General features: G+C 36.2%; 27 protein-coding genes. 12 read left to right on the forward strand and 15 right to left on the reverse strand.

Going from position 1 to position 23312, the window contains the following annotated elements; genetic code table 11:
* Positions 1-16: 16 nt before the first annotated feature.
* The 3 genes from BLR30_RS11290 (at position 17) to BLR30_RS11300 (ending at position 1914) form a co-directional block, all read left to right on the forward strand.
* Complete coding sequence (locus BLR30_RS11290) at positions 17-451, forward strand: MarR family winged helix-turn-helix transcriptional regulator (RefSeq protein ID WP_089858542.1); 435 nt, start codon at positions 17-19, stop codon at positions 449-451.
* Entirely contained in the window at positions 451-873 is a 423-nt protein-coding gene (locus tag BLR30_RS11295; RefSeq protein ID WP_089858545.1) for an organic hydroperoxide resistance protein, read from the forward strand. Before BLR30_RS11290 ends, BLR30_RS11295 begins: the two co-directional genes overlap by 1 nt.
* A 165-nt stretch (positions 874-1038) precedes the next feature.
* Positions 1039-1914 (forward strand): HNH endonuclease, encoded by an 876-nt coding sequence (locus BLR30_RS11300; RefSeq protein WP_089858548.1) that lies wholly within the window; start codon positions 1039-1041, stop codon positions 1912-1914.
* 8 nt (positions 1915-1922) lie between these two features.
* On the opposite strand, the gene def is transcribed toward BLR30_RS11300, so the two are convergent.
* Together def and BLR30_RS11310 are read right to left on the reverse strand one after the other, a co-directional pair.
* A complete protein-coding gene (def, locus tag BLR30_RS11305; protein ID WP_089858553.1) occupies positions 1923-2552 on the reverse strand; it encodes a peptide deformylase in 630 nt (209 codons plus the stop codon).
* A gap of 553 nt (positions 2553-3105) precedes the next feature.
* Positions 3106-3978 carry a ChaN family lipoprotein gene (locus tag BLR30_RS11310; protein ID WP_089858556.1) on the reverse strand — a complete coding sequence of 291 codons (873 nt, stop codon included), beginning with the start codon at positions 3976-3978 and terminating at the stop codon, positions 3106-3108.
* Positions 3979-4192: 214 nt separating this feature from the next.
* Between BLR30_RS11310 and BLR30_RS11315 the strand changes: the two genes are divergently transcribed.
* Positions 4193-4399, forward strand: a complete 207-nt coding sequence (locus tag BLR30_RS11315; RefSeq protein ID WP_089858559.1) for a hypothetical protein — start codon at positions 4193-4195, stop codon at positions 4397-4399.
* 65 nt (positions 4400-4464) lie between these two features.
* On the opposite strand, the gene BLR30_RS11320 is transcribed toward BLR30_RS11315, so the two are convergent.
* The 7 genes from BLR30_RS11320 to BLR30_RS11350 all read right to left on the reverse strand — a co-directional run bounded on the left by BLR30_RS11320 (position 4465) and on the right by BLR30_RS11350 (position 12166).
* Complete coding sequence (locus BLR30_RS11320) at positions 4465-5493, reverse strand: hemin-degrading factor (protein ID WP_089858562.1); 1029 nt, start codon at positions 5491-5493, stop codon at positions 4465-4467.
* A 5-nt stretch (positions 5494-5498) separates the two neighbouring features.
* Positions 5499-6149, reverse strand: a complete 651-nt coding sequence (locus BLR30_RS11325) for a class I SAM-dependent methyltransferase (protein ID WP_089858565.1) — start codon at positions 6147-6149, stop codon at positions 5499-5501.
* Positions 6149-6919, reverse strand: coding sequence for a heme ABC transporter ATP-binding protein (locus BLR30_RS11330; RefSeq protein WP_089858568.1), 771 nt, complete (start codon positions 6917-6919; stop codon positions 6149-6151). The genes BLR30_RS11325 and BLR30_RS11330 overlap by 1 nt, the downstream gene beginning before the upstream one ends.
* On the reverse strand, positions 6916-7959 hold the full coding sequence (locus BLR30_RS11335) for a FecCD family ABC transporter permease (protein ID WP_089858571.1): 1044 nt from the start codon (positions 7957-7959) through the stop codon (positions 6916-6918). Before BLR30_RS11335 ends, BLR30_RS11330 begins: the two co-directional genes overlap by 4 nt.
* Positions 7943-8821 (reverse strand): heme/hemin ABC transporter substrate-binding protein, encoded by an 879-nt coding sequence (locus BLR30_RS11340; RefSeq protein WP_089858574.1) that lies wholly within the window; start codon positions 8819-8821, stop codon positions 7943-7945. The genes BLR30_RS11335 and BLR30_RS11340 overlap by 17 nt, the downstream gene beginning before the upstream one ends.
* A 113-nt stretch (positions 8822-8934) precedes the next feature.
* On the reverse strand, positions 8935-10020 hold the full coding sequence (locus BLR30_RS11345; protein ID WP_228400756.1) for an HmuY family protein: 1086 nt from the start codon (positions 10018-10020) through the stop codon (positions 8935-8937).
* 10 nt (positions 10021-10030) lie between these two features.
* Positions 10031-12166 carry a TonB-dependent receptor plug domain-containing protein gene (locus BLR30_RS11350; protein WP_089858581.1) on the reverse strand — a complete coding sequence of 712 codons (2136 nt, stop codon included), beginning with the start codon at positions 12164-12166 and terminating at the stop codon, positions 10031-10033.
* Positions 12167-12260: 94 nt separating this feature from the next.
* Here BLR30_RS11350 and BLR30_RS11355 point away from each other — a divergent pair, with 94 nt between their 5' ends.
* Together BLR30_RS11355 and BLR30_RS11360 are read left to right on the forward strand one after the other, a co-directional pair.
* Positions 12261-13067 (forward strand): T9SS-dependent choice-of-anchor J family protein, encoded by an 807-nt coding sequence (locus BLR30_RS11355; RefSeq protein ID WP_089858584.1) that lies wholly within the window; start codon positions 12261-12263, stop codon positions 13065-13067.
* A 204-nt stretch (positions 13068-13271) separates the two neighbouring features.
* A complete protein-coding gene (locus tag BLR30_RS11360; RefSeq protein WP_089858587.1) occupies positions 13272-14579 on the forward strand; it encodes a T9SS type A sorting domain-containing protein in 1308 nt (435 codons plus the stop codon).
* Between the two features lie 174 nt (positions 14580-14753).
* On the opposite strand, the gene BLR30_RS11365 is transcribed toward BLR30_RS11360, so the two are convergent.
* The 6 genes from BLR30_RS11365 to BLR30_RS11390 all read right to left on the reverse strand — a co-directional run bounded on the left by BLR30_RS11365 (position 14754) and on the right by BLR30_RS11390 (position 19494).
* A complete protein-coding gene (locus tag BLR30_RS11365) occupies positions 14754-15044 on the reverse strand; it encodes a putative quinol monooxygenase (protein ID WP_089858590.1) in 291 nt (96 codons plus the stop codon).
* A 91-nt stretch (positions 15045-15135) separates the two neighbouring features.
* Entirely contained in the window at positions 15136-16020 is an 885-nt protein-coding gene (locus tag BLR30_RS11370; RefSeq protein WP_089858593.1) for a sulfite exporter TauE/SafE family protein, read from the reverse strand.
* 36 nt (positions 16021-16056) lie between these two features.
* Positions 16057-17298 carry a sulfate adenylyltransferase subunit 1 gene (locus BLR30_RS11375; RefSeq protein WP_089858596.1) on the reverse strand — a complete coding sequence of 414 codons (1242 nt, stop codon included), beginning with the start codon at positions 17296-17298 and terminating at the stop codon, positions 16057-16059.
* Between the two features lie 75 nt (positions 17299-17373).
* Complete coding sequence (gene cysD, locus BLR30_RS11380) at positions 17374-18282, reverse strand: sulfate adenylyltransferase subunit CysD (protein ID WP_089858599.1); 909 nt, start codon at positions 18280-18282, stop codon at positions 17374-17376.
* Between the two features lie 23 nt (positions 18283-18305).
* The gene (locus BLR30_RS11385; RefSeq protein ID WP_089858602.1) at positions 18306-18998 is read right to left on the reverse strand and encodes a phosphoadenylyl-sulfate reductase; all 693 of its coding nucleotides are present in this window, start codon (positions 18996-18998) and stop codon (positions 18306-18308) included.
* An 88-nt stretch (positions 18999-19086) separates the two neighbouring features.
* Positions 19087-19494, reverse strand: a complete 408-nt coding sequence (locus BLR30_RS11390) for an RrF2 family transcriptional regulator (protein ID WP_089858605.1) — start codon at positions 19492-19494, stop codon at positions 19087-19089.
* Positions 19495-19677: 183 nt separating this feature from the next.
* Between BLR30_RS11390 and BLR30_RS11395 the strand changes: the two genes are divergently transcribed.
* From BLR30_RS11395 to BLR30_RS11415, 6 genes are all read left to right on the forward strand, one after another.
* Positions 19678-20085: a VOC family protein gene (locus tag BLR30_RS11395; RefSeq protein WP_089858609.1), complete on the forward strand. Its 408-nt coding sequence runs from the start codon at positions 19678-19680 to the stop codon at positions 20083-20085.
* Between the two features lie 101 nt (positions 20086-20186).
* The gene (locus BLR30_RS11400; protein WP_089858613.1) at positions 20187-20615 is read left to right on the forward strand and encodes a DUF4268 domain-containing protein; all 429 of its coding nucleotides are present in this window, start codon (positions 20187-20189) and stop codon (positions 20613-20615) included.
* A gap of 81 nt (positions 20616-20696) precedes the next feature.
* Positions 20697-21269: a Crp/Fnr family transcriptional regulator gene (locus BLR30_RS11405; RefSeq protein ID WP_089858616.1), complete on the forward strand. Its 573-nt coding sequence runs from the start codon at positions 20697-20699 to the stop codon at positions 21267-21269.
* 240 nt (positions 21270-21509) lie between these two features.
* On the forward strand, positions 21510-21833 hold the full coding sequence (locus tag BLR30_RS18030; protein ID WP_317041392.1) for an SDR family NAD(P)-dependent oxidoreductase: 324 nt from the start codon (positions 21510-21512) through the stop codon (positions 21831-21833).
* Between the two features lie 141 nt (positions 21834-21974).
* Positions 21975-22241, forward strand: coding sequence for an SDR family NAD(P)-dependent oxidoreductase (locus tag BLR30_RS18035; RefSeq protein ID WP_317041393.1), 267 nt, complete (start codon positions 21975-21977; stop codon positions 22239-22241).
* Positions 22242-22426: 185 nt separating this feature from the next.
* Positions 22427-23266: an SDR family NAD(P)-dependent oxidoreductase gene (locus tag BLR30_RS11415; RefSeq protein ID WP_089858618.1), complete on the forward strand. Its 840-nt coding sequence runs from the start codon at positions 22427-22429 to the stop codon at positions 23264-23266.
* Positions 23267-23312 lie beyond the last annotated feature (46 nt).

Here is a 23312-nt window from a genome sequence, read left to right on the forward strand (position 1 = left end):
ATTTAATTTCGATGTTATGGAAAATCAGGAATCTTTAAAACTGGAAAATCAGCTCTGCTTTCCTTTATATGTGATTGCAAAAGAGATTACGGGATTGTACCGTCCGTTTCTTGATGAGCTTGATATTACGTATCCTCAATACCTCGTGATGATGGTATTATGGGAAAATGACGGGCTTCCTGTGAACCATATCGGAGAAAAACTTTATCTGGACAGTGGAACACTCACACCGCTGCTGAAGAGACTTGAAGCTAAAGGCCTTATCCTAAGAAAACGGAAAAAAGAAGATGAAAGAGTCGTTGAAGTCTTCATCACGGAATCTGGGCAAGCTCTTCGGTCAAAGGCTTGTGAAATTCCTGAAAAAATGTACAGAAAAATTGATCTGTCACAGGAAGAGTGGCTTGATCTAAAAAAAAGTATTCAGAAAATATTAACTAAAATAGAAAAATAATGAAAACCTTATATACAACAAAAGTAACAGCAACCGGCGGAAGAAATGGTCATGTAAAAAGTGACAACGGAGTTCTAGACCTTGAAGTAAAAATGCCTAAAGCACTGGGTGGTGCCAACGATGATTTCGCCAACCCTGAGATGCTTTTTGCAGCAGGATATTCTGCATGTTTCGACAGCGCATTGAACAGAGTGATTTCTTTATCGAAAACCCAAACAGGAGAAACAACGGTAACAGCAGAGGTAAGCATTGGTCAGCTGGAAAACGGAGGATTTGGTCTGGCTGTTCAGCTTGATGTGAATATTCCTGAAGTTTCCTTAGAAGAGGCTCAGTCTCTAACAGAAAAAGCTCATGAAATCTGTCCTTACTCAAATGCTACAAGAAATAATATTGAGGTAAAACTTTCGGTAACGAATAATTAATTCAGATATTTTTTCCATACTATTTAAATCTGTTTCTTCGGAAGCAGATTTTTTTTGCTGAATACTACAATTATTCCGAATAAATACAAAAATATTAAAAATGTGTCTACGCAAAAATCATTAATTATGATTAAAATAATTTAATTTTGATTAAACTTTTTAAACATGATTACCACTCAAAACTTTTATATCCAATATCACAATGCGGATAAACTTGAATGCTATCCGACCGAAAATACTGATTTTAAGTCTTTAGTTTCAGATCTTACGCTTGATGATTCGCTAAAAGAAAAAAACTGGATTTATACAACTAAAAAAACAGTATTTAAAGCTAAAGGTAGTATTTGCTTCTTGATTGTTGGAAAAACTGAAAATAAAATTAAAAACTATTATTTGTGGTGTTATTTTACAATCAAAAATATTGAAGAAAATGCTTTTGAGATAGTTGCACGAGGCAAAGGTAAAGATTTTAAACATCCTATAATACTCAATAATTTAGAAAATTTTGACAGTTTTAAAAAATTCTGCGGAAACTTTGGAATTGGTTTTCAGAAGATTGATAATCATGATTTTTCTAAGACACTGAGTTTATATTTAGATGAAATTAAAGTAGATTATTTAATTCCCGATAGAAAAGTATTTCTAGAAGAAACCATTCAAGAATTAAATAATAAAATGCTATCTATCACACCGGAAAGAAAAGTATATATTATAAAAAGACTTATTCGAAAAGACAGCAAAATGGTTAAATTATTAAAAGAATATGTCGGATATAAATGTCAATTTCCTAATTGTAATTCTCATATTCCCCATAAGAAGTATGGAGTAAACTATGTTGAAGTTGCCCATATAAAAGCCGTAGCAGATGATGGACAAAGCACTATTGGAAATCTCATCGTATTATGTCCCAATCATCATAAAGAATTTGATTTGGGAGAACGAAATATTTTTGTAATAAATCATGATCAAATTTCAGGAAGATTAAATGAGAATAACTTTGAAATCAATCTATTCAACAACTACAGTTACAAAATAAAATAAGCTGAAAATCACCTTGTCACAGAATCACTTCTTTTGAAAGCATCCACTTTTTGATAGATATCGTTCTTTTCCTTTTCTTTTTTATCCGAAATTAAAACACCAAAAAGATGATCGATTTCGTGCTGGAAAATAACGGCTGTAAAACCTTCCACGATTTCGGAATGCTTCTTTCCTTCCAAGTCTGCATATTCCAACTGAATGACTTTGCTTCTGTAAAACTGGTCTCTGAAATTGGGGATCGACAAATCTCCTTCGGAACCAAGATTCTGCAATTCTGATCTCCAGACAATTTCCGGATTAATGAAATATTCCAATGGCTCACCAACCTTATCAAAACGCTGAACCCAGATTACTTTCCTGTTGATGCCGACCTGTGGGGCTGCAATTCCTACTCCGCCGTCGGTTGACAGGAGAGATTCCTTCATTCTTTTCACCAAAATTGCCGTGTTTTTATCCAGCGGATCAATTTCTGTGGAAAGACTTAGCAATGTTTTGTACTGATGCTCATCGGTTGTTTGGTAAATCGGTAATGCGGTGTTGATATCTCCCTGATTGATTAGAGAAATTTCTGCCGGCGTAAGTTTCTGAGCATTGATGAAACTGATGAAAAGTATAAATATAAAAGTAAGCTGTTTCATTGTAATGAAATAAGTAACAAATATAAAAGATGTTTTTAATTTTTGATATTATAAACCACTGATTTCACTGATTTGCACGGATGATTGGATTAAATTATTATACAAAAACAAGGTTAATTGAAACTTTCTGTTTTTATTTCAACGCGATAAGCGCAAGGTTTTATTTGAAATAATTGCGCATATTTTTTTGTCCGCAAAGGCGTTAAAACTCAGCAAATGGTAGCTAAATCTAGTATTTATTATAATTTTTATTCACTTGATAAGAATAAACAGAAGATTTACGAACGAAGTTCAGCTTTTTACCTTAAAATAGGAATCTATTTAATAAATTCCTTTTGTTTTATTCAGTAATAATCTATTCTCAAACTATTGCAGTTATTTTAAGAGATTCTTCACTCCGCTTCGCTTTGTTCAGAATGACAAAATGTGGGTATTTCGTTTTGTTGAAGATTCATATCAAACGAAAACCGACAAAGAATCTTAATACTTAAAAATTCAGTTATTTTTACTTTTTTCTTTTTCCTTTTTACCTGGCTCTTTTCACTTGTCTCTTCTAATACGTTTTCGTCATATCCGCAGGAATCACAAGATTAAAATCTGTCGGAATATAGTCTTTTTCAGGAATCTTCAGTGTAGGATCTTCGGATTCAAAAACGGAGATGACCGCCATTTTAAGAGTTGGATTTTTTTGTTTGATGTACCAGTAAATACCGCCGAATTCTTTGCTATGGTAATTTCCGTTGTAGTGAATAAAGGTATTCCCAAGTTGTAAATTTTTCAGGATCGATTCTGCCATGGTAGCATCTTTAATCGCCTGTGCCGAAATAAAATTCATCACTTTCATCTCTTCCGCATGGTCGCCCATCATCTTTTTCATTTCAGGATAACCGGGTGTGTCAAGAGTTACTTTTATTGGTAATTGGGCGATATAGGCTTTGTCTTTAGCCGGTAAATTATTTAACGATTCCAGTCCTTCTTTTGAGGTTTGGGAAGCGTATCTTCTGGGAACATTGGTAGCGATAAACGGTATTTTTTTATCTTTAGCGAAATCGACCAGCGGTTTATAATCGGTTGAAAAATTATTCCACAACCTTGCGGAATCTTTTAATGTTTTAGCATCAAATGTTCCATTTAAATATTTATTTAACTGTTCCTGATTGTCCCTTTCAAACATTTCGGCACCCAGAATAAGTTGTCCGTTTTTCTGTTGATATAATGCTTCGGTGATCTTCAGCTGCAGCCAATGGTTGATGGAACTGTTGTGGTTTTCACCAAAGAAAACGATATCGTAATCAGCGAGTTCTTTCACTAATTTTTCGGTGTTGATTTCTTTTCCTTTCTGGTTATAGAACTGATAGGCTTTAAAATCCTGCGCATTCAATGAACAGAAAACGGAAAGAAATAGTATTGAAAGAATATTTTTCATTTTATTTTTTTGTTTTTGAGCTTGTTTAAATTTTACTAAATAAATTTTTATAGTTTTTCCTTAATTATCTAAATTAAATAAGCTCTTAAAGACTATTTATATTTTTAACGTTAAGATATTAATATTTTTCTTAAAACCTGTTTAAGCTTTTATTTTACCACTGATTTCGCAGATTTTCACAGATCCGTAGAATGTTTGCAATGTATTATATACTTTGGACAATGCTTCATTTATATCAGACAAAGCCTTATCTATTTCGGAGGATGTCTTATCTACTTTAGCAGATGCTTCATATACTTTGGCAGATGCCTTATCTATTATGGAGGATGCTTCATCTACTTTGGAGGATGCCTTATTGATTTTGGAGGATGTAATATATACTTTAGAGGATGCCTTTTATATTTCTGCTGGTTTTGTTTAATTTAAATATTAAAAAAAAGCCGCCCTGTAAAAAACAAAAACGGCCTTAAAAAATGATCTAACTATTTATTTTTCAAGATCTGCAACAAGATCTTTCCATTCCTGCAATTCGGGGATTCCCGGTTTTCTTTTTCCGAATAGCTGTACGATGAAATCTCCTTCTTTATTGAATACTTCAATTGCCGTTACTTCCCCGTCTTCCGTAGGTTTTTTCACGATCCACGCTTCCGCGATTTTTGTTACATCAAGGTGTAAGTTGAAATCCGGATCCATCACATTGAACCATTGCTGATGCCACAATGTTTTCTTTACATTTCCTGTGTGGATCTGGATAATCCCTCTGTTCCCCACGAAAATCATGATCGGAAGTTCTTTTTCAGATGCATCTTCCAAAACGTTTACTACTTTTGAGCTATCGATTTTTTTGGTAAAACCTTCCGGCGCCAGTCTTAATGCCTGTGTTCTGCTTACGCCGAATTTTCTGGTCATCATGAAGAAATCGTGGGTATCTTTCAGTGATCTCCATGCATTTTGGAAACCTTCTACATCGATTTCAGCGTCAGATTTTTCTTCAGTTTTTGGAGCTAATGCTTCAAATTCGAATGATGATTGCTGGTCATCCGCTTTAAAATTTTCAACCAATGCATCAAAAGCAGCTTCATCGCTGTCTTTGGTTAAGTACATTTTATGTAAAGCCAAACCATCTTTTCCGAAGAACTGTAAGCTTTTTTTATCACCTTCTACCACAGCAAAAGCAAATTTCCAGTGGTTTAAGAAAATTCTGAGATCGATGTCTTCACCTACGAAAAGCTGTGCGTGCGGACTGCTGAAATCGCCGTTTAAATACGTTCCTTTTCTTTCGTGAACGCATTCGTCGTTACGCGTAAGAGCCATCACTTTCCCCAACTTTTCTGCTTCCGTTAAAATATTCTGAAATTCCGGCTTAAGAACCGTTACGCCTTCGCCTACATTTGTTGCTAATAATTCTGCTTCACTCACACCAAGTTCTGCAGCTGCATTTCTGATTCTCAAATGCGGGTTTTCAGCTTTAAGAGCTTCCCATTTTTCCTTAAGATCGTTTACTAATGTGCTCATTATTTTTATTTTTTAATGGTTAAAATCGTATAATTTCTTGTTATTGTTTCGTCTCCTGTTTTGCTTTTTACCTGCTCTTCTCTTTCGGAGATTTTCATTCTTTTAAAATGACTTTGTGAAACCGTTTCTTCCATTTCATCGGTATTATATAAGGTGAAACCGAATTTTGTAAATGGCAGTTTTTCCATAAAATCTCTTTGTCCAAAGGTTAGAACGAAAATTCCGGTATCTTTTAAAACCCGGTAGATTTCATTTAAATATTCAACAGGATTTTGCCAGAAATAGACCGTGTTTACGGTGAATATTTTATCGAAAACTTTATCTCCGAAGGGAAGTTTTTCTCCCGCATACAAAACAAAATTGGCTTTATCTTTAAAAGGTTCATTTAATTTCCTGGCTTCATTATGCATGGTTTCGGAAATGTCAATCCCGGTATATCTTATATGTTGGGCTTTATTCAGAATATTTTCAACATGACCTGCATTGCCGTGACCGATTTCCAGAATATTTTCTTTGTCTTCTACTAAAAGTGCGTGGATGCTTTCCAGCGTCATTCCGATGTTGGTATCATTCATCATCTCACCGATTTCGATGCCTTTTTCACCTTGTGGATTGGCAAGATGTTGTGCTAACATTTTTACATTTTCTTTGTCCATTATCCAAAAATTATCATTGGGTTATGAGTGATCGGATGGTCACAAACCGTACACGGAAAATTGTATGCTTCAGTAATTTTTTCAGCGGTAAAAACTTCTTCCGGTGTTCCATAAGCCGCTACTCTACCTGATTTCATTAACAATATTTTGTCGGCATATTGTGCTGCAAGATTCAGATCATGGAGAACGACTACCGCAGAATTTGCTCTTTGGGTAAAATTTTTAATAATCTCCAATGCTTTGTACTGATGTTTAACATCCAGATTATTCAGTGGTTCGTCGAGAAAAATAAGTTTGTGGGCAATTTCATTCTGTAGCTGCGCCATCACTCTTGAAAGGTGTACGCGCTGTTTTTCTCCTCCTGATAAGGTATTATATTCTCTTCCTTTCAGATGAAACACATCGGTTTCGTACATCATTTTGTTCATGGCTTCGTGATCTTCTTGTTTTGGCCGTGCATCAAAATATGGGTAACGTCCCATCATGACCACGTCTTTCACTTCAAGAGGAATATCGTTGCTGTTGTGCTGAGAAAATTTCGCTTTGTGCTTAGACAGCTCTTTCACAGGCCAGTCGCTGATATTTTTATCTTTAAATAAGATCTGCTGTTTCGACTTTACTTCATTCGCCAGGATACTCAAAAGGCTGGATTTGCCTGCTCCGTTGGGTCCGACGATGGCTAAAAATTCACCATATTCCAAATGAACATCCACTGAATCCAGAATATGAAATTCTTTATGCTTATAACTGATCTGATGCGCCTTTATCATGACAGTGATTTTTTGAATTTAACTAAAATCGCAATGAAGATCGGCCCTCCCATGAGTGCTGTCAGAATCCCAATCGGGAGTTCCGAAGGTTCTACAATGCTTCTGCTGAAAGTGTCTGCCGTTAATAACAAAATACTTCCGCAAACGGCTGATAATGGCAAAATAAAAGCATAATTGGATTTAAATAAAAGCCTTAAAATATAAGGTACAATAAGACCTACAAAACCGATCGTTCCTGAAAATGCTACACAACTTCCAACCATCAATGCGGTGATGATGATGATCTGTTTTTTTAATTTCTCTACATTAATTCCTAAATGCTGTGCATCTTTTTCGCCGAGCATCATGGCATTTAACGCTTTGCCTTTCGGCAATAAAATGATATAGGAAATGAGTAAGACAACGGCTAAAATGATATTCTTGGTCCATGTTGCGGCTGCTAGGCTTCCTAAATTCCAGAACGTTAAATCTCTCAATTGATCGTCTTTTGAGATATAAATTAAAAAACCGGTGATGGAAAAACCGATGGCGGTAATGGCAACACCACTGAGCAACATCATGACTACGTTCGTTTTTCCTCCGCTTGTGGAAATTCTGTACACCAAAAGCATGGATAAAAAAGAACCGATGAATGCAGCAATACCGACCAGTGAAAACTGTACTGCCTCAGAAAGATACTGTTTAAAATGTCCTCCTAAAACAATCGTAATGGCGGCGAGTAAAGTCGCACCTGATGTAAGTCCTATTAAATCCCCCGTTGCTAAAGGGTTTTTAAACAATCCCTGCAGGCTTGTGCCTGAAACGGCCAGCATGCTTCCGATCAAAATAGCCATCACAATTCTGGCTGCGCGTACATCCCAGACCACATATTTATCGCTCATTGATAAATCAGCATCTCCGTTGAGAACTTTTCCTAAGACTTCAAACGCAGACTGCCCGCCGAAATCATAAACTCCGGTATTAAGAGACCATACTGCTATGATGGCTAGCAGTATGGCACTTATAGTAACATAAGCGTATAATTTACTTTGTGTTTTCAATTAAGAGTTTGTTTAATCCTACAGCAGCTTCTCCCAATCTTGGTCCGAATCCTGAAACCAAGCCTCCGTCCATCGCAATAATTTTTTTGTTTTTACCGGCATTGGTCTGTGATACGCCCGGCATTTTCAGTGCGCCTTCATTTCCTCCTGCTCCTTGTAATCCGCTTGTGAAGAAAAATAAAACATCAGGATTTGCTTTTACTACAGCTTCCGGCGTTAAAGGTTTGAAATCTTCAAAATCATTGACTGCATTTTCTCCTCCTGCCAGTTCAATGAGAGAAGCCATTGGTGTATTTTTCCCTGATACCATCAGCATATTTCCTCTTGCATAGATGAAAAGTACTTTTGGTTTTTTGGCAATGGGCTGAACCTGTTTTAAGTCAGCATCAATTTTATCATTGAGTTTCTGATAATCAGTATTTCCAATTGCTTGTGCTACGTCTGCAATCAGCTTTTTAGTTCCATCTACCGTAAACTCCTGCTTAAATACTTCGGTTTTGATTCCTGAAGCTTTGATTTTGCCCATTAATTCTGGGTTTATATCTTTATCAGAAGCTAAAATCAAAGTCGGAGACACTGCCATAATTGGCTCAATCGTCATTGATCTTACGTGTCCTAAATCTTTCGCGGTAGCTTTCAGAGATTCGGGATAAGTACTGGTAACGTCGGTTCCTACGATTTCTTTTTCGTGACCTAAAGCAGCAACGATTTCCGTAATCCCTCCATTCAGGGTTACAATTTTATTGTTAGATTTTGGTGTTTCGGCATTTACTTCTGTTTTATTTTCTGTTTTTGCACCTTCTTCTTTTTTACATGAATATATGGCTACCAGCACAGAAGCGGCAAGAATGAATTTTTTCATGAGATACTTATTATTTGATTTATTTTGATTTCTTGATTATTATTCTTTAAATTTTTAACGCAAAGCTCACGGAGAATTTTTAACTCATTAAAATTTAATGATGTTAAATATCTTTATAAAGGTTTGTATTCAAATTGTGGATAGCCTCTCTCTCCTGAAGTACTTGTAAGCCTTGTGAATCTTAACTTAAAATAATATCCTTCGGCATCTTTAACTACGTAAAAGCGGTCACCATATACTTCAAGTCCGTTTACCCCGACAGGGTTTCTCCAGTTGGATCCAATTACGCGCTGGTCGTTGTAAATAAATTTAGACTGATCGATATCAGATGTTTTAAAACTGTTGTAAGCTTCTACTCCGGAAGATGGTGCAGGAACAACTACTTCATAAGCACCCGCTCCTCCCACATTATTAATAGTCACGAAATCTGCATAAATATAGCTTCCCGCCCCGCTAATTGTATTGGTGAATACGGTAAAGCAGATATCCCATTTTTTCTTTTCCGGCTGAATAGAAACTTCCTTTTTATTTTTTAAACTGATAAAATTGTAATTGTAGGCTGTGTTTTTAGTGATGGTAACCTCATAATAATTTTGTCCGTCAATGTCGGCAGATTTTACTTTATAACCTTCCCCGGCTCTTAAGATCTGTACTTTTTTCCATCCTCTGCTATCACCTCCTGTTGTAACAGAACCAGTAGGAACAGAACCTGAATAGATTTCTTTCCCCATATTTACCAGATAAACTGCATTGTCGGAATCCGTTGGTTTAATTTCTTCAATAGCTGTGTATCCTGAAGGGAAATCGCCATTGACATCATCTATATAAGCAACATTTGCCGGATTGAAATTTGCGACCTGAACCTGCGTTTTTAATGATGCAACCGTGGCCTCCGTCACCTGATTTAAATCCGTAACATTTGGAATTTTTCCTGCGGCCATCATGATGGATGAATTTAAAACTACTTTAAAAACAGATCCTGAATAGAATGCAAGATCCCAGTCGGTTCTTTTGGTAAGAATTTCCGTTTCAGTACCAAGATCAAACCATACCTGATTGGGCTGAGTGGGGCCTCCTACGTTCGGATCAACTCTGGCACCTTCAGAAGGAGCGATAGCAACCGGATCTTCATTATCATTGATGCACGACTGTGATATAAAAGATGCTCCTACCAACAGGCAAAAAAGTATTTTTTTCATTTTAATGTATTTAAAAATTATAATTTAATCTCACGAAATAGCTTCTTCCATAAAACAGATTCTGCTGATCGGCAGCGGCATTGTGACTGTTTCCTGATTGAATGGTATTTCTTACACTCGTTACATCAAAGATATTTTTAACTCCTGCCCCAACTTCAAAATGGTTTTTAAAGAATGGCTGACTTACGGTGAAATTCAACATATTGAAATCTCCGATTTCTCCTAAAATATATTGTCCGGGATCTTTAGGGTCGTTTTTATCTCCTTCGTGTGTGTATCGTTTCTGTGTTCCTGTATATTTGTAATACAGCGCAAACAAGGTTTTTGATGATGGTAAAGTATAATTGGCCGCAAGATTAGCTTCAGCATAATAATTATAATCATCCGGCGAAAGAAGATTTCCTGTATCTAAGGACTGTGAAATTCCCATGACGGAAACGCCTGCATTTAACGTTAAATCTCCTTTTCTTACATTTACTCCTCCTCCGAATAATATGGATTTGTAATTATCTACATTCAGGTAAGTGATTTGTAGTGGACTGTTGTTGATGACTACGTCTTCTATTCTGTTCTTTACATCCAGATACATTCCTGAAAGACTGAAATTAAATTTCCAGCCGCTGGAATTGGTTAAAGCATAGTCCCAGAATGCTCCGGCAGAATATCCGGTTTCCGGTTTTAGATTTTCATTTCCTCTGATATCGTGATTATTATCTACAACATAGGTATAAAGCTCCTCATAAATCGGGAATCGGTTGGCAGAACCAAAGACGGTACGAATGTCTGAATTTTCAGAAGTCTTAAAACGTAAAGTCCCGGAATAATTGTACTGCGAGTCGAATTTGTTGCTCAAGGCTAATCTCACTCCAGGACGGAATGACAGCCAATCGTTGATCTTCCATTCTGCTGATAAGAAATTGGCATAATTGAATATGGTGCGATCAATACTTTTCCCGTTATTATTGCTTTCAAAAGTGGATGCATCGGCAAAACCTTTTGTTCTGTCTAATTCATAACCCAGCTGAAAATTGATTTTTTCATTGTTTAAAAAATTGCTGAACATTCCTCTTGAATACAGCACATCCGATTTATAAAAAGTGATTTCAGAATCTCTTGACAATTCTTTCCTGTTGGGAACATCGTAAGTATATCCCTGCGATTTTCGTTCCTGACTCTGATAAGAAAAATCCCCGTTGTAGTTGATTCTTCCCATTTTGGTCTGGATATTAAACTGATGGATCCATCTTGTGGTATTATAATCTTTATCCTGTGAAGTGTACGTTCTATTGCCACCGCCGAGATAAAGTTCAGTAACTATGGGATTATAATAGTTTATTTTTTCGGTAAGGAAATTCAGTTTATAAAAGAAACTTGTATTGTTTTTACTGTACCGAATTGTCCCGTTTGTCGTCAACTGATCTTTGGGTTGCCAGTCGTAACCACGCTGTCCGTCATTGCTTTCACTGAAATATTTGTATCCGTTAAGAGAACCTTTATATCCCTGAAAATCATTATGATTAATATCTGCAACAACCGACCAGTTGTCATTTATTCTATATCCCAGATTCAATGATTGGATATGACGACCGTTTCCTTTTTTCATCCAGTCATAGTCTTTTCCTACGGTCTCTTCCTGCACAGAAGCTAATGCGGTGAATTTTTTACCATAACTTTTTTTGGTAATGATATTAATAACTCCGGCAACGGCATTATTTCCGTATTCAACCCCCATAGAGCCTTTTACCACTTCAATTCTTTCGATATTATTAACGTTGATTTTTGTAAGATCAACAAGATTTCCCATTCCTTCATCGCTTACCACAGGAATATTATCAATAAGGATCTTTGTATAGGCTCCGCTAAGTCCCATAATATTCGCGCTGGAATTTCCGGAGCTTTTGCTCGGTTCTATTAAAATATTAAGATTCTGATTCAGAACTTCGGCAACATTAGTTACTGCCATATTTTTAATTTGCTGCGCATCAATCACTTCAACTTTATAGATGGATTTGTTAATGGATTGCTGCATATATTGCCCTGTGATGACAACCTCATCGATTTCTTTCTGCTTTAAAGAATCTTTTTCCTGTGCATTCATCCATAAAATAGTGGATAATGATAGAATGGAAAGCACTTTCTTCTTCATAGGTGGAAAATTTTCGACAAATATATAACTTTATTTAGAACAGTTAAAAATAAATTATTAATTTTGTGGAATAATTCTAAATAAAAATAACATTATGAAATTAAAACTACTTTTAGGGACTTTGATGTTTGCAGCGGTTACCTCCCAAGCACAAGTAGCGACAATTAATGAGAATTTCAACAGTTTTACGCCAGGCCAGGGACAATCTGTTTTTCCACAAAATCAGTGGACTGCTATTTACCCTGCACCTGTCGGGAATCCTCCTCCAATGATGAATATAGTAGTGAATAACGCCACCGATAATTTTGTGCAGGCGTATTCAGGAGCCAATCAAAATAGTCCGGAATATTTAATTTCACCACAAATTGTTGCTCCCGCAGGAGATAAAACATTAACCTTTAAGGCAAGAAGAAATACAGGTTCTGCACCAGGATCAGTACAAGTAGGTCTGGCTTCAAGCCCAACTGACATGAGTACGTTTGTAGCTTTGGCAACTGCAACAACTTTAACAAGTGATACCTTCCAGACTATTAGCATACCTGTTACTGCTTCAAATTCACAATATATTGTGTTTAAATTTGTAGGGGCATTCGCTCCGCACACAGTACTTGAAATTGATGATGTTGTTTACAATCAGGCTTCTAGTCTTGGGATTTCAGATCAGATAAAGGCTAAAGAAGAGATTAAGTTTGCCATCAATGAAGAAAATACGGCATTACAGTTTGTCACTAAAAAAGATCCTAAAAATATCAGTATTTATTCCGCTGTCGGACAAAAAGTTGCTGAAGGTAAATTATCAGGAAAATTCTTTGATATCAGTACACTTCATACCGGCATTTATTATATCATCATTGAAACAGCGGAAGGTTCAGCAGTAAAATCAAAATTTATCAAAAGTTAAATTTTATCAGACCTCATAATTTTTTAAAGCTGACTATGATCTTCATGGTCAGTTTTTTTGTTTAGCTAAGTCTTAAGATATATATCATCATTTAAACAAAATTTAAAATAAAAACACGACAAAAATCATATTTTATTTAGAATAATTAAAAATAATTTATATAGTTTTGTAGAATAACTCTAAATAATAATTTACATCAATATTATGAAAACAAGATTACTTCTTGCAGCAATGCTTTCAGTAGGTATACAGGAGACTGTTCTGTCGCAGGTTGATGCCAACGGATATACAACGGTAAATATGTCTATGGGTTCAAGCTATCAAAATCGGGTATTTTTTGACCTGAGTGCCAACAATATGGTTTCCCAGCCTGCTAATTCATGGGATATAGCTTTCTACAGAAACTCAAGTATGAATTTCGGAACGAGAATTAATGATGCTCAGAATATCGAAGTGTATCAGGCTTCCAATAATCCAAGCGACTGGAGTAATATCACCACAAACAGTGTTGCTTCTTACGGATCGCCTTTGTACAATCTTGACAATACAACAACGATTCAGGAAGGAGCTTTTGAACAAGGCACCTCGACTTACGGATGGGGAGAATACAATCCCGCAAACCACCACATCGAAGGTAAAGTAATTTTTATCCTGAAATATGTTTCAACCAACACGTATTATAAATTCATGATCGAAGATTATTTCGGAGGCTATACTTTTAAATATGCTAAATGGAATACTACCACTTCATCTTGGGATGCTACCGTATCAAAGACCATCGCTAATGGAAGTGATGATGCTTATTTTAATTATTTTTCTTTTGCAACCGATGACAAAGTTGCCAACCTTGAGCCTTCAAAATCCAATTGGGACTTTATGTTCACAAGATACTGGACCGATTATCCTTATGTAGATCCAAACACAGGACAGCCCGCAACGATGAAATACAGAATGTCGGGAGTAATACAAAATACAAATATCAGTGTAGCAAAAGTTCAGCCCGAAACACAGGCCACGGCTAATTCAACAATTCCAGCTTCTACGGCTTTTTCAGGAAATATTACAGCAATAGGACACTCTTGGAAACCAACTTCAGGAGTTTATAGCGACGTTGTATATTACATTAAGCAAGGTTCAGAATATTACAGAATGTATTTTATTTCCAATGAAGGATCTCAGACCGGGAATATGTATTTTAAATTCAAAAACATCACTTCAACGTTGGGAACTACTGAAATTGCCGGTAAAAAAGCGTCATTCGGAATTTATCCAAATCCAACGACGGCAGACAGACAGGTGACGGTTTTATTTGATGTTAAAGAAAAACTCAGTAATAAAGGAAACGTGGAAGTTTATGATCTGTCAGGCAAAAAAGTATATTCTGCTGAATTGACAAACCAAACCGGTTTCTATAAACAGGACTTGAATCTTTCTCATCTCTCATCAGGAAATTACTTGGTAAAGATTACTTTCGGAGGAAGCACGGAAACGAAAAAGTTAATCGTGAAATAAGAAAAGTCAATAGTGAATGGTTAATTCTGAATTCTGAACAGTAAATTTAAAAATTAACTATTGACTATTCACAATTCACTTTCAAAATAATACTTTCTATTTTTTCTAATGAAAAGGCTGCTCGCCATGGCGAGCAGCCTTTTATATTTTATGATGAAGTGATTTAAAATAAGCTTAAAGTGTTTTAAATCCTTTGTAAACTACGGTAGAACTTTCAAGCATTTTTGAAACATCTTTTCTGAAATTCAGCAAATGATCCTGTCCGCTGTGATGGTTAAGATGCTCTTCAGTTTCCCAAAGCTCGATCATGAAGAATATTCCTTTATTATCTTTGTCTTCAATGAGATCGTATTTAAGACAACCTTCTTCTTTCCGGGTTTTTCTTACAAGGGTTTGAAAAAGTTCAACAGCCTCCATCAGATAGTTTTCATTAAACTTAAAAACGGCAACAACGTGTATGTTCATAATATTTTTTTAATGATGTAAAAGTAAAATATTTTCAAAAACAGAAGATATTTTTAATCCTTTTATTTTTCAACATACAAGTAGATTTTCATTAAAAAAAAGATTTACAGATCGTTATAGAACTCATTATGATAACTAGCAGTCCTATAACGATAAACATACTCTTTACAGGTAACTTTGCCGTAAGCATTGCAGAAAATGGTGCGGTAAATATCCCACCGATTAAAAGCCCAAGAATGATATTCCAGTGCTGAATGCCCAAGGTAAGAATAAAAGTTATTGCGGCTGTCAGCGTCAAAATGAATTTGGCTACCGTAGAACTTCCCACTGCAAATCTCGGTGTGAAAGAATTTTTAATCAACGTTCCGGTTACCAACGGACCCCAACCACCACCAGCAAAAGAATCGATAAATCCTCCTGCCAACCCCAGTCTTGTAAGGTTTGTTTTTCTCTTTAACTTCTTATCCTGCTTATCTTTAAATGCATTAGATAAAATTTGAATTCCTAAATATAAGGTATAAAAAGAAATCGCAGTTTTGGTTATTTTGGAATAATATTCACCCAAATATGTCAGCGAGACAGCACCTATAACAGCGCCTATAACAGCTGGTACCGCTAATCTTTTCACCAGACTTTTACTGACATTTTTCAATCTTATATGACTGATGCTTCCTGCTGCCGTTGTAAAACTTTCCGCCGAATGAATACTGGCGCTCACCGCATGAGGCGGAATTCCCAAAAATAAAAGTGTTGTAGTGCAGATCACCCCATATCCCATTCCCATGGAACCTGCCACGATTTCAGCAATAATGCCAACAAGCATCATCCAATAAAAAATATAGTTGTCTTTGGCAAGGATCGTGAAAAGCTCGTCCAGATATCCCAATTCATATACTGAAAATATGCTAACAGACAATAGTAGTACAGTAATTATAAAAATATTGAGTCTGAACTGAACTTTCCTGGAAATAATCATAGCTGTTTCATTTTTTAGTTTGCTAATGGTGATTTCTTACAGGATCATTACGGCACCCACCGTTGAATTACTGGTTTCATCGATCAGAATCGCATTACCCGTATTCCGGCTTTCATCAAAACTGTCAAACACCAAAGGGGATGCGGTTTTCAGCCTCAGCTTTACTACTTCATTGAGTTTGATGCTTTCCGTCACAGGAATTTTCTCCAAAGTGTTGACATCAATTTTATATTCAATTTCTTTCACAAGAGTTTTCAGCAGTTTGCTTTTATGTTGAATAAAATACTTGCTGCCTTCAGTCAGTTCCTTTTTATCAAGCCAGCAGACAACTGCTTCTATTTCATTTTCCACTTTCGGAAGGGTTTCAGATTTCACAAGAAAATCTCCACGGCTGATATCAACATCATCTTCAATATGAATCACGGCAGGCTGCCCCCCAAAAACAACCTCTACCTCCTTTCCGCCTGTTTCAAGCTTAGAAATCCGGGTCTGAATATTTTGTGGCAATACGGTAATTTCGTCGCCTTTCCTATATGTTCCGGAAATTACTTCACCCGCATAGCCTCTGTAATCGTGCAGCTCATCAGTTTGAGGACGGATCACATACTGTACTTGAAATCTGGAACTTTGAAACCCTTTATTGTAATTTATCTCTACATTTTCCAGAAAATCAAGTAAGGTAGAACCTTTATACCAAGGCATATTTTCAGATGCCTCAACGATATTATCCCCATGAAATGCTGAAATCGGAAAATAGCTCACATTTTCCAGTCCGAGTTTCTCTGCAACTGTTTCGTATTGCGTCTTTATATCATTAAAAATTTCCTGAGAGTAATTGACAAGATCCATTTTATTGATAGCTACCACTACGTTCTTTATCTTTAATAGAGAAGCGATAATAGAATGCCTTTTAGTCTGCTCGATCACCCCTTGTCTTGCATCAATCAGAATCACAATCAGCTGTGAATTTGACGCTCCCGTAATCATATTTCTCGTGTACTGAATATGTCCCGGTGCATCGGCAATAATGAATTTTCTTTTTGGAGTGGAAAAATACCGGTAAGCAACATCGATCGTGATTCCCTGCTCTCTTTCGGCTCTTAAACCATCTGTTAAAATCGCAAGATCTACTCCATTTTCGTTTTTGTTCTTCGACTGTTTTTCCAATGCTTCCAGCTGGTCGATCAATATATTTTTACTGTCATAAAGAAGTCTTCCGATGAGGGTACTTTTCCCGTCGTCTACGCTTCCGGCAGTGATAAATCTTAGTATGTCCACGTTTATTGTAGTTATAAGTGATAAATTATGGTTGATTAAAGCTTACAGCTTTCTGCTTACTGCCTAAGGCATTGCTTAAAAATATCCTCCTTTTTTACGGTCTTCCATAGCCGCTTCCGTTACTTTATCGTCAATTCGGGTTTCGCCACGCTCGGAGATTCTTGATGCAGTGATCTCGTTTACCACGTCATCCAGGGTTTCAGCAGAACTTTCAACAGCTGCTGTACAAGTCATATCTCCCACCGTTCTGTACCGTACTTTTTTATTGAGAACCGTATCATTTTCATCAATCCTGATAAAATCCGAAACGGCAATCAACTGTCCTTCATGCTCAATCACGTCACGATTATGCGCAAAATAAATGGATGGAAGTTGAATATTTTCTTTTTTGATGTAATTCCACACATCCAGTTCCGTCCAGTTGGAAATAGGAAAAACCCTGACATTTTCACCTTTATTAATTCTTCCGTTGTAAATATTCCATAGCTCAGGGCGCTGTAATTTCGGATCCCATTGCCCGAATTCATCGCGAACAGAGAAAAAACGTTCTTTCGCTCTTGCTTTTTCTTCGTCTCTTCTGGCTCCTCCGATACATGCGTCAAAGCCGAATTCTTCAATAGTATCCAGTAAAGTATGGGTTTGCAGCCAGTTTCTCGAGGCAAATTTTCCTTTAGGTTCAGCTAATTTTTTAGCTTTAATCGTATCTTCTACACTTCTTACAATCAGTTCTGCACCAATCGTTTCTGCAAGATAATCCCTGAATTTCAATGCTTCAGGAAAGTTATGGCCTGTATCGATATGAACCAATGGAAAAGGAATTTTCATAGGAGCAAAAGCCTTCTTTGCTAAATGAACTAAAGTAATAGAATCTTTTCCTCCGCTGAAAAGCAAAGCCGGTTTTTCAAACTGGGCTGCAATTTCGCGCATAATATAAATACTTTCAGCTTCAAGCTGTTCGAGATAGTCTAGTTTATATGTATTCATTTTAAATGTAAAAGATATTTGAATTAATGCGTGTGAAGACCGCATTCCTTCTGCGAATCTTCCCACCACCAACGTCCTGCACGCGGATTTTCTCCCTCCACAATTGGTCTTGTGCATGGCTGGCAACCTACGCTGATAAAACCTTTCTTGTGTAAAGACAGCTCCTGTACTTTATTTTGTTGCAAATACACAAGAACCTGCTGATAATTCCAGTTGATGAGGGGATTATATTTATAAAGTTTTCGTTCCTCGTCCCATTCGATGACAGGCATATTCTCACGGTTTTCCGACTGTTCGGAACGTAATCCGGTAATCCAAATTTCCGCATTTTCAAGCGCACGATTTAAAGGTTTAACCTTTCTAATAAAGCAGCATTCTTTTCTGTTTTCAACAGAATGATAAAAAGCATTAATACCTTTTTCATTCACATATTTTTCCACATCTGAAGGATCCGGGAAATAAACTTCGGTTTTTGTTTTGTACCTCGCGTTATTTTGTGAAAGTAATTCGTAATGTTCATAAAAAAGCCTGCCCGTATCCAGCGTAAAAACTTTTATCGGTAGCTTATTTCTGAAAATGATATCGGTAATAACCTGATCTTCCTGACCAAGTGATGTTGAGAAAACAGCGGTTTCCGGAAATTTTGATGAAATAAATTTCAATCCCTCCTCTGCTGAAAGCTGTTTTAGTATATCTGCATCTTCTTTTGAAATCATAAATTATCCATTTGAAGTGATGCAAATATCCAATAAAATTATTATCCCACCAAAAAAGTAGACTAATAAATTAAAAAAAGGATCAATCTCAGTCGACCAGATCCATTAACGTTTTTCTTTCCAGAATATTAAGCGAAGCGTCCCGAACTTCGATCAGTACGTCGTGCAGGCTGCAGTGATCTTCATTACAGTCTTCGCATTTTTCGTAGAAGTTAAGGCTTACACAAGGTAGCAAAGCAATAGGTCCATTTACCAGGCGGATGATTTTTGCCAGCTTTACATTTTCAGGATTTTCTTTAAAGAAATATCCTCCTCCTTTTCCTTTTTTACTATCCAGAATTTCCGCTTTTTTCAGTTCAAGTAAAATATTTTCCAAAAATTTCAAAGGGATTTTCTTATGAGCTGCAATTTCGGAAATAAGGATAGGACCGTCGTTCCTTTTCTCCACAAGGTACGACAGTGCTTTAAAAGCATATTGAGATTTTTTAGACAGCATTACAGCAAAAATAGGAAAATTGTTTGAAATGTATAAAATAATGTGAAGTCAGGAGATTAGAAAACGATAAATGCTTTATTATAAAGTTTTTTATCTGACTACAAAAGAAAAAATAAAAACCTGCTGACATGATGTTGTCACACACTAAGATTAATTTTGTGATGTAATTTAATATTTAAAACAATGAATTTATTATCGATCCGCATTATTACTGCTGACATGGAAAGGTTGGTAGCATTTTATAAGCAAATAACAGGATTGCAAATTGTGCAATACACCCCTGATTTTGCCGAGCTGAAGACCCCAACAACAACCTTTGCGATTGGAAGTACAAAAACATTACAGTTTTTTGGCGGAGAGGATGTGGCACAACCAGCACAAAATCGAACAGTTATCATTGAGTTTAAGGTAGATGATGTTGATAAGGAATTTCAAAGATTATCAGATTATCTTCAAGAAAACATTGTACAAAAGCCAACCATGATGCCGTGGGGTAACAAATCATTTTTGTTCCGTGATCCTGATGGGAATCTTGTTAACTTTTTTACACCGGCAACACCTGAAGCAATAGCAAAATTTAGCGAAAAATAATATTCTCGATTATCTTTTCGGATAAAGACATTTAAAGTCGTTCGGATTTCTGTCATTCATAAGCGGTATTCCATTCCAGTCAAAATACTTACTTTTGTCATATGTTCAGTAAACAGGAAGCACAGCAGTTAAAGAAAGAATTCTGGACGGCTTTTGGAAAGTCTTTCCCGAGAAAATGGATTTTGTATGATACTAAGATCAAGGATATGTCGTTCAAGTTTTATGCAGATAATAAAAAAGCCGAAGTCTCTTTGGATATTGAGATGAAAGATGAGATTTTCAGAAATGCTTATTATGAAAAAATATGGTCGCTGGAAGACATCCTGAAAGATTTTATCGGCGATTTTTACAAAGACGAATATTATACCCTGGAAAACGGAAAAGTAATGGCCAGAATCTGGGTTGAAAAGCATAACGTTTCCATTTTTAATAAAAATACATGGCAGGAAATTTTTCAGTTCTTTGTTGATAAAATGGATTGCTTTGAAACGTTTTATTATGAATATGAGGATTTTATAAAGGATGTTTAATTATATTCGTCTGTTTCATATTGGCTTCATTTTTTACCAAATGGCAAATGTCTGGAAATTTTCTTTCTCTAAATTGCATCTATGAAAGAATTATTTGATTTTATTCTGAGATTCGGCAATCTCAACCAACAACAGATGGATTTTATTGAAAGCAAAGCCACAGAGGTTAATTTTCATAAAGAAGAATATTTTTCTGAGGCCGGTAAAATTGCAAAACAGGTCGGGTTTGTAGTGGACGGAATTTTTCGTGTTTGCTATTACAACAACAAAAGCGAGGAAATCACCAAATATTTTATTGAAGAAAATAATCTCGTTGTAGATTTGGAAAGCTTTGATAACCAAATTAGTTCAAGCGCTTATGTTCAGGCAGTAACAGAATCTAAAATGATTGTTTTTCAAAGAAAAGACTGGCTTGAACTCTTGCAGACGATTGTAGGTTTCGATGCCATTGTCCATAAAATCATTTCAAGAGCTTTGATGCAGAAAGTGGAAAGAAGAAGTCCGCTTGTTACCGAAGATGCTACAACACGCTATCTGAAATTCCTGGAGATCTACCCAACTGTGGTTAACAGAATCCCGCTTTCTTATATTGCTTCCTACCTCGGCGTTACACAGTCTTCTTTGAGCAGAATCAGGAAGAATATCAAGCTTTAAAATTGTATTCTGGTGGGCTCACGTTCATTTTAAATCGTCCGACAGAAATTCTCTGAATTTTTATCATCCCTCCATAAGAATTTTATACCGGATAAACTAAACAAGCTTAAAAGATCGACTAAACCTTTAAATTCTTCTAACTACAATCCTCAAATCTCATTTATCCCTATCTTTTTGCCAAATGACAAATGCCTTACTGTTTTATTACCGGAATTTTACACCATTAATTTAAATATAAAAATGAAAACAGTATTAATTACAGGAGCCAACAGAAGTATTGGACTTGAAACTGCAAAACAGCTTTCAGAAGAAGGATTATTTGTTTACATCGGAAGCAGAAATCTCCAAAAAGGAGAGGAAACTGTAAAACAATTAACCGAAAAAGGACATCAGAATATTAAAGCTGTAGAAATTGACGTTACCAATCCCGAATCAATTAGAAAAGCAAAAAACAGTATTGAAACCGAACATGGAAAACTGGATATCCTGATTAACAATGCAGGAATTCTGGGCGTAAATCCTCAGACGGCGACAGAAACATCCGTAAATGATATCCGTATTTGACACCAATTTTTTTGGGGTGATTAATGTTACACAGATCTTTTTAGATTTGCTTAAAAGGTCGGATAGCCACGCATCAGCAACATTACTTCGGGATTAGGTTCACTTACCTTACATAGCGATCCGGACTGGAAATATTATCATGTGAAAAGTGCTGCCTATGGTCCTTCAAAGTCGGCATTAAATGCTTACACCATTGCACTGGCATATGAACTTAAAGACCTGCCGTTCAAAGTAAACGTGATTGATCCCGGTTATACTGCAACCGATTTCAACGGCCACAGCGGACCAGGATCCGTGGAAAGCGCCGCATCTTTCATCATTAAACATACCTTAACGGATGAAAACGGGCCTACCGGACAGTATTTCAGTAATGATATTGAAGACGAAACAGGTATTAGTCCTTGGTAATTATTCAATATGATGATTAAAGAGAAGCTTTTGGGTTTCTCTTTTTTCATTTTGTCGGAACTAAACAACAACAGCCTTGGCGAATATTCACGATTTGGATACATCATTCGTGGATCAGGCTACTTTTAAAGACTATCTTCTTTCCATCTTTGTACCATCATTTAAAACAAAAAAATAGTAAAGAAATGGAAACAAAAAAAGTATGGTTTGTAACAGGAGCGTCAAAAGGTCTTGGATTTGAACTGGTAAAAAAATTATTGTCTGATGGATTTAAGGTAGCTGCAACAAGCCGCACGGTAGAATCTTTAACAGATGTATTTGGTGAAAAATCGGATCAGTTTCTCCCCCTGAATATGAATATTACCGACAACAATGATGTAAAAACTGCCCTGGATAAAACAGTAGAACATTTCGGAAAAGTTGATGTGATTGTTAATAATGCCGGATATGGACAGCTGGGTACATTGGAAGAACTTAGCGACGCTGAAGCAAGAGCAAATTTTGACGTTAATGTTTTTGGAACATTAAATGTAATCAGAAATGCCATGCCTTATTTGCGTGAGCAAAAATCAGGGAATATTTTCAACATTTCATCTGTAGGAGGTTATTATGGAGGTTTCCCGGGTTGGGGCGTTTACTGTTCCACTAAATTTGCGGTAGCGGGATTTACCGAAGCTTTGGCTGAAGAAGCGAAAGATTTTGGAATTCACGCAACCGTTGTTTATCCAGGCTATTTCCGTACGGATTTCCTGACGAAAGATTCTGTAAGAACTCCTGAAAATTCTATTGAAGCTTATGAGGCGGCAAGAAATTCGGAGAAAGCGCATCTTGATGAAATCAATGGCAACCAGCCGAACGATCCTGTAAAAGCTGCTGATGTTTTAATACAAATCAGTAAAGAAGAAAATCCACCGGTACATTTGCTTTTGGGCGTAGGAGCTCCGGAATTTCTGAATAATAAAATAGAAGCAATTACAAAAGATGCGAAAAACTGGGAAGATCTCACTCTTTCTACAGGCATCTAAAAATCAGAGTTCATTAATAAACAAAAGCTTTATACTCAAAAAAGTA

Origin of the sequence: Chryseobacterium taeanense (assembly GCF_900099685.1) — a bacterium.
In the GTDB taxonomy this organism is placed as follows: domain Bacteria; phylum Bacteroidota; class Bacteroidia; order Flavobacteriales; family Weeksellaceae; genus Chryseobacterium; species Chryseobacterium taeanense.

Coding starts and splice junctions, on each gene's coding strand:
- BLR30_RS11290 (WP_089858542.1), top strand. CDS start 17: ATGGAAAATCAGGAATCTTTAAAACTGGAAAATCAGCTCTGCTTTCCT.
- BLR30_RS11295 (WP_089858545.1), top strand. CDS start 451: ATGAAAACCTTATATACAACAAAAGTAACAGCAACCGGCGGAAGAAAT.
- BLR30_RS11300 (WP_089858548.1), top strand. CDS start 1,039: ATGATTACCACTCAAAACTTTTATATCCAATATCACAATGCGGATAAA.
- def (WP_089858553.1), bottom strand. CDS start 2,552: ATGAAACAGCTTACTTTTATATTTATACTTTTCATCAGTTTCATCAAT.
- BLR30_RS11310 (WP_089858556.1), bottom strand. CDS start 3,978: ATGAAAAATATTCTTTCAATACTATTTCTTTCCGTTTTCTGTTCATTG.
- BLR30_RS11320 (WP_089858562.1), bottom strand. CDS start 5,493: ATGAGCACATTAGTAAACGATCTTAAGGAAAAATGGGAAGCTCTTAAA.
- BLR30_RS11325 (WP_089858565.1), bottom strand. CDS start 6,149: ATGGACAAAGAAAATGTAAAAATGTTAGCACAACATCTTGCCAATCCA.
- BLR30_RS11330 (WP_089858568.1), bottom strand. CDS start 6,919: ATGATAAAGGCGCATCAGATCAGTTATAAGCATAAAGAATTTCATATT.
- BLR30_RS11340 (WP_089858574.1), bottom strand. CDS start 8,821: ATGAAAAAATTCATTCTTGCCGCTTCTGTGCTGGTAGCCATATATTCA.
- BLR30_RS11345 (WP_228400756.1), bottom strand. CDS start 10,020: ATGAAAAAAATACTTTTTTGCCTGTTGGTAGGAGCATCTTTTATATCA.
- BLR30_RS11350 (WP_089858581.1), bottom strand. CDS start 12,166: ATGAAGAAGAAAGTGCTTTCCATTCTATCATTATCCACTATTTTATGG.
- BLR30_RS11355 (WP_089858584.1), top strand. CDS start 12,261: ATGAAATTAAAACTACTTTTAGGGACTTTGATGTTTGCAGCGGTTACC.
- BLR30_RS11360 (WP_089858587.1), top strand. CDS start 13,272: ATGAAAACAAGATTACTTCTTGCAGCAATGCTTTCAGTAGGTATACAG.
- BLR30_RS11365 (WP_089858590.1), bottom strand. CDS start 15,044: ATGAACATACACGTTGTTGCCGTTTTTAAGTTTAATGAAAACTATCTG.
- BLR30_RS11370 (WP_089858593.1), bottom strand. CDS start 16,020: ATGATTATTTCCAGGAAAGTTCAGTTCAGACTCAATATTTTTATAATT.
- cysD (WP_089858599.1), bottom strand. CDS start 18,282: ATGAATACATATAAACTAGACTATCTCGAACAGCTTGAAGCTGAAAGT.
- BLR30_RS11385 (WP_089858602.1), bottom strand. CDS start 18,998: ATGATTTCAAAAGAAGATGCAGATATACTAAAACAGCTTTCAGCAGAG.
- BLR30_RS11390 (WP_089858605.1), bottom strand. CDS start 19,494: ATGCTGTCTAAAAAATCTCAATATGCTTTTAAAGCACTGTCGTACCTT.
- BLR30_RS11395 (WP_089858609.1), top strand. CDS start 19,678: ATGAATTTATTATCGATCCGCATTATTACTGCTGACATGGAAAGGTTG.
- BLR30_RS11400 (WP_089858613.1), top strand. CDS start 20,187: ATGTTCAGTAAACAGGAAGCACAGCAGTTAAAGAAAGAATTCTGGACG.
- BLR30_RS11405 (WP_089858616.1), top strand. CDS start 20,697: ATGAAAGAATTATTTGATTTTATTCTGAGATTCGGCAATCTCAACCAA.
- BLR30_RS18030 (WP_317041392.1), top strand. CDS start 21,510: ATGAAAACAGTATTAATTACAGGAGCCAACAGAAGTATTGGACTTGAA.
- BLR30_RS11415 (WP_089858618.1), top strand. CDS start 22,427: ATGGAAACAAAAAAAGTATGGTTTGTAACAGGAGCGTCAAAAGGTCTT.